The sequence below is a fragment of the Actinomadura soli genome, from assembly GCF_005889715.1.
Classification (GTDB): Bacteria; Actinomycetota; Actinomycetes; order Streptosporangiales; family Streptosporangiaceae; genus Spirillospora; species Spirillospora soli.
This window is the reverse complement of sequence record NZ_VCKW01000402.1, coordinates 1-5139: the sequence shown is the minus strand read 5'-3', so window position 1 is coordinate 5139 and position 5139 is coordinate 1. Positions and strand designations below refer to the sequence as shown.

At 71.9% G+C, this 5139-nt stretch carries 4 protein-coding genes; 3 read left to right on the top strand and 1 reads right to left on the bottom strand.

Annotation, left to right across the window (positions count from 1 at the left end; all coding sequences use genetic code 11):
* Window positions 1-25 precede the first annotated feature (25 nt).
* On the top strand, window positions 26-712 hold the full coding sequence (locus ETD83_RS39165; RefSeq protein ID WP_329603061.1) for a sulfite exporter TauE/SafE family protein: 687 nt from the start codon (window positions 26-28) through the stop codon (window positions 710-712).
* 10 nt (window positions 713-722) lie between these two features.
* On the opposite strand, the gene ETD83_RS39160 is transcribed toward ETD83_RS39165, so the two are convergent.
* Window positions 723-2132 (bottom strand): glycoside hydrolase family 15 protein, encoded by a 1410-nt coding sequence (locus ETD83_RS39160; RefSeq protein ID WP_230421488.1) that lies wholly within the window; start codon window positions 2130-2132, stop codon window positions 723-725.
* Between the two features lie 640 nt (window positions 2133-2772).
* Here ETD83_RS39160 and sucC point away from each other — a divergent pair.
* Window positions 2773-3948 carry an ADP-forming succinate--CoA ligase subunit beta gene (gene sucC, locus ETD83_RS39155; RefSeq protein WP_138650258.1) on the top strand — a complete coding sequence of 392 codons (1176 nt, stop codon included), beginning with the start codon at window positions 2773-2775 and terminating at the stop codon, window positions 3946-3948.
* Window positions 3949-3951: 3 nt separating this feature from the next.
* The gene (gene sucD, locus ETD83_RS39150) at window positions 3952-4857 is read left to right on the top strand and encodes a succinate--CoA ligase subunit alpha (protein WP_138650257.1); all 906 of its coding nucleotides are present in this window, start codon (window positions 3952-3954) and stop codon (window positions 4855-4857) included.
* The last annotated feature ends 282 nt before the right edge of the window (window positions 4858-5139 follow it).

Here is a 5139-nt window from a genome sequence, read left to right as displayed (position 1 = left end):
AGGTGTATAAGAGACAGGCGGCGGGCTGATCCAGTTGCCCGCGTTGCTGCTGGTCAACCCCGGTCAGCCGGTGGCGACCGCGTTGGCCACCAACAAGCTCGGCTCGATCATGGGGGTCTCCTCGGCCGCGGTCGCCTATGCGCGCCGCGCCAAGCCGGATCGTCCGGTCGCGTTGGCGGCTGCGGGGCTCGCGGTGTGTTGCGCGGCGGGCGGTGCGGTGTGCGCCGCGGCGATCTCCTCGGACGTGCTCAAGCCGGTCATTATGGTCGTCCTGCTGGTCGTCGCCGCGATCGTGGTTCTGAAGCCGGACCTTGGACGGGTGCCGGAGCCAGTGCTGCGGACCCGGCGGAGGCTCGCGGCGGCGGTCCTGGTCCCGGGTGTCGTGATCGCCTTCTACGACGGGCTCGTCGGGCCCGGCACCGGAACGTTCCTCGTGGTCGCGTTCACGGTGCTGCTCGGCATGGACTTCGTCAACGCGTCCGCCACCGCGAAGATCATCAATGCCGGTACCAACCTGGGGGCGCTGGCCGTCTTCGCGGTGCAGGGGCATGTGCTGTGGACGATCGGCATCGCCATGGGCGTCTGCAACATCGCGGGCGCTCAGGTCGGCGCGCGCATGGCCATCAATCGCGGGACCGGGTTCGTCCGGGCCGTGCTGCTGTGCGTGGTGACGGCGCTGATCGTCAAGCTCGGCTTCGAGCAGTTCGGCTGATCGGTCCCGGTCAGCCGCTGGGCGGGATGGGCAGCGGGTTCTCCATCGCCGAGAGGGAGAGGAGGACCAGCGACGCCGTCCAGCCGAGCGGGGCCGGGCCCGCGTGCTTGCCGGTCGGTCCGACCTTCTCGGGCAGGACGCCCAGCGACGTGCGGTGCGCGGCGAGCCAGTCGAGGCGGCCGACCGCCTCGGTAGTGCGGCCTGCGGTGGCGGCGTTGAGGCCGAACAGGGCCGTCTCCGGCGTCCAGGCGACGTCGGGGCTGCCGGACCAGCGTTCGCCCGGCAGGACGCCGCCGTTCGGCAGTGCCTGCTTGCGCTGCGCGTCGGCGATGGCGGCGGTCACACCCTCGTCGGTCTGCGCGAACGGCGGCGCCAGGAACGTCACCGACGTGTCCATCAGGCCGTCGCGGATGGGCGAGCGCGGGTAGCCGTAGGGCGCGAACTGCCGGGTGACCGCGTCCGACACGCGTTGCGCTGCGCGCCGCCATTCGGCCGCCTTGCCGCCTTCGCCGCGGGCCCGGGCCAGGTCGGCCGCGGACCGCAGGCCCGCCAGCACCGGGGCGACGACACCGAGGGTGGGCCGCCGTGGGTCCTCCTCGCTGCGGTGGTCGCGTTCCCAGTAGTCGGACGAGGCGGGCGGCAGGCCCTCGGCGTCCAGCGACCAGGCGAGATGGTCCGCGGCGCGCCGCACCATGGGCCACAGGTCCGGCAGCTCGTCGGACGACTGCCCGTGGGCGCTGTAGAACCACGTCGCCCACAGCACCCAGCCGACCGAGTCGAGCTGCGGCGCCCGGCCGTCGGTGACCGCCGTCCCGTCGGGGTTGTAGCGGGCGGCCCACATGCCGTTGTCGTGCTGGGCGCGGGCGAGGAAGCGCAGGATGCGGCGGGCCTCGGACGGGTGCCCGGTCGCGGTGAACGCGGCGACGGCGAACGCGGAGTCGCGGGGCCAGCAGTACCGCCACTTCGTGTACCAGGACGCGAGCGACGCGCCGTTCGGGCGGGTGAGGAGCCGCAGGTCGAGCAGGGCGCGGGCGGCCATGTCGCGGTAGTCCCCGTGCTGCCCGGTGGCGGGGCCGGTCGCCGCGGCCGGGGCCGCCCCGCCGGTCGGGACGGCGCCCTGCGCGAGCCAGGAGCTGTCGGACCGGATCGCCTGGTCGACCCGCGGGTCGGACGCCTCGACCGTGATGGGCGCCTCCCCACCGGACGGGATGAGCCGGACGCGCCCGTCCGCGAGCCGCACGACCGAGCTGTTCGGCAGGTAGGACGCCCCGGCGGCGTCGTCCGGGTCCAGCGGGACGCCCGCGAACGGCCAGCCGCCCCCGCCGACCAGCCCGGGGCTCGCCCAGCCGGGCCCGGCGGGGTCGGGCACGTTGGCGCCCCCGGTCGCGATGATCGCGGCCGCGATGAGGAGGGCCGTCACGCGGCGGACCACGCGTGCCGAACCGTGTTTCCTCGACCGTGTCCGAGGAGTCTGAGGAGTCCGAGGAGTCTGAGGTGCCCGAGGAGTCCGAGGGGCCCGAGAGGGCGATGGCTTGCGGGTGAGGGGCTCCGGGCCTACGGGCGCCGGGCTCAGCTGCTCCGGGTGGACGGACTCCGGGTCCAAGGGCGGCGGGACCAGGATGGTTTCGGCCGAGATGATCCCGCTCGGGACGGTCTTGCCGATGGGGACGGCGTCGGCGGGGAGCGGGCCGATCAGGACGGACGCCGCGGTGGTCGTGTCCCGTTCCTCCGCCATCGCCATGCGTCCGCCCCCTTTGCCACGCCAGCCGCCGGCCGCCGGGCCCGCCTGTCGTGGCCGGACCCATCACCGGAGCGAAATAAGTACATCAAACTACGTCAATTGGTTCATCCTCCTCACGTGCCACTCGTGCCCACCCCCTAGGGCGGACATACCCCCGTTTAGGTAACACTCGTTGGTATAGGGACCCGGCGGCCTCACCACGGATGCGGGTTGACTAGGCTGCATCGACGGAGCGGACCGCAGAGTGCCGGCCGCACGGACACCCGTGTAACCCCCACTCGTGTGGTCGATCGACTGTCGATCCGTTAAAGGACGCCTCGTGGACCTGTTCGAACATCAGGCGAAGGATCTCTTCGCCGAGTACGGGGTACCGGTGCCCACCGGCAAGGTCGCCCATACACCCCAGGAAGCAAGGGCCATCGCGGCGGAGCTGTTCGCCGCGGGGAGCTCGAAGGTCGTGGTCAAGGCCCAGGTGAAGACCGGTGGCCGCGGCAAGGCCGGCGGCGTGAAGCTGGCCGACTCGGCGGACGAGGCGCAAGAGCTCGCCGGCCGGATCCTCGGCATGGACATCAAGGGCCACACGGTCCACAAGGTCCTGATCGAGGAGGGAAGCGCGATCGCGCAGGAGTACTACTTCTCCTTCCTGCTCGACCGCGCCAACCGCACCTTCCTGTCCATCTGCTCGGTCGAGGGCGGCGTGGAGATCGAGGAGGTGCCGCACGACCGGCTGGCGCTGGTCCCGATCTCGCCGCTGCACGGCGTCGACCGGGCCAAGGCCCGCGAGATCGCCGAGCAGGGCCGCCTCCCGCAGGAGGCCCTGGACGGCGCAGCCGAGCTCATCGAGCGCCTCTGGGCCGTGTTCACCGACGAGGACGCGTCCCTCGTCGAGGTGAACCCGATGATCCTCACCGCCGACGGCCGGGTTATCGCCCTCGACGGCAAGGTCACGCTGGACGACAACGCGGCCTTCCGCCAGGAGCACGAGAAGCTTGAGGACAAGGGCGCCGCCGACCCGCTGGAGGCCGCGGCCAAGGCCAAGGACCTCAACTACGTCAAGCTCGAAGGCAGCGTCGGGATCATCGGCAACGGCGCGGGCCTCGTGATGTCCACGCTGGACGTGGTCGCCTACGCGGGCGAGGAGTTCGGCGGCCAGAAGCCCGCGAACTTCCTCGACATCGGCGGCGGCGCGTCCGCCGAGGTCATGGCGAACGGGCTGGAGATCGTCCTGTCGGACGGGGACGTGAAGTCGGTGTTCGTGAACGTCTTCGGCGGCATCACGGCGTGCGACGCCGTCGCCACCGGCATCGTGTCGGCGTACAAGCTGCTGGCCGACCGCGGCGAGACCGTGAACCGGCCGCTCGTCGTCCGGCTGGACGGCAACAACGCCGACCTCGGGCGGACGATCCTCACCGACGCGGCGCTCCCCGGCGTCCAGCAGGTCGACACCATGGACGACGCGGCCAGGCGCGCCGCCGAACTCGCGGCAGGTGCATGAGCGATGGCCATCTGGCTCACCGAGAACAGCAAGATCATCATTCAGGGCATCACGGGCTCCGAGGGCACCAAGCACGGCCGCCGGATGCTCGCGTCCGGCACGCAGGTCGTCGGCGGCGTGAACGCCCGCAAGGCCGGGCAGACGGTCGACTTCGACGGCACGGTCCTGCCCGTCTTCGGGACGGTCAAGGAGGCCATGGCCCAGACGGGCGCGGACGTCTCCGTCGTGTTCGTCCCGCCGAAGTTCACCAAGGACGCCGTCGTCGAGGCCGTCGACGCGGGGATCGGCCTCTGCGTCGTGATCACCGAGGGCATTCCCGTCCACGACACCGCCTACTTCTGGGCGTACGCCGAGTCGAAGGGCGCCGCGTCTTCTGGAACCACAGGGACGCGGATCATCGGGCCGAACTGCCCCGGCATCGCGTCCCCCGGCAAGTCGAACGCGGGCATCATCCCGGCCGACATCACCACGCCGGGCCGGATCGGGCTCGTGTCCAAGTCGGGCACGCTGACCTACCAGATGATGTACGAGCTGCGCGACGTCGGCTTCTCCACCTGCGTCGGCATCGGCGGCGACCCCGTCATCGGGACCACCCACATCGATGCGCTCAAGGCGTTCCAGGACGACCCGGACACCGACGCCATCGTCATGATCGGCGAGATCGGGGGCGACGCGGAGGAGCGCGCCGCCGCCTACATCGAGCAGAACGTGACCAAGCCGGTCGTCGGCTACGTCGCCGGGTTCACCGCGCCCGAGGGCAAGACCATGGGCCACGCCGGCGCCATCGTGTCCGGCTCCGCGGGCACCGCGCAGGCGAAGAAGGACGCCCTGGAGAAGGTCGGCGTCCGCGTCGGCAAGACGCCGAGCGAGGCCGCCGTCCTCATGCGGGACATCATGAAGAACCTCTGACGGTCTCTCCCACGCCCGAAAGACGCCCGAGCCGCCCGGCGGCCGGGCGTCTTTCACGTCCGGCCCGCCCCGCCTGGCCGACGGCGGGCGCCGAGCCGCGCGGCGGGACGCGAGAACCGACGACAAAGGCGACACGCCGGGCGAGGGGGCGTCCGGGAGGCGGGCGTGGTGCCAGCATGGTCCGCGTGAGCGATGCGATCCCTGGACAGCGCGCGGCCCCCGGTCCGGCGGGACGGACCGCACCACGTCCACCACGGGACGCGCAGCCCCAGCCCCAGCCTC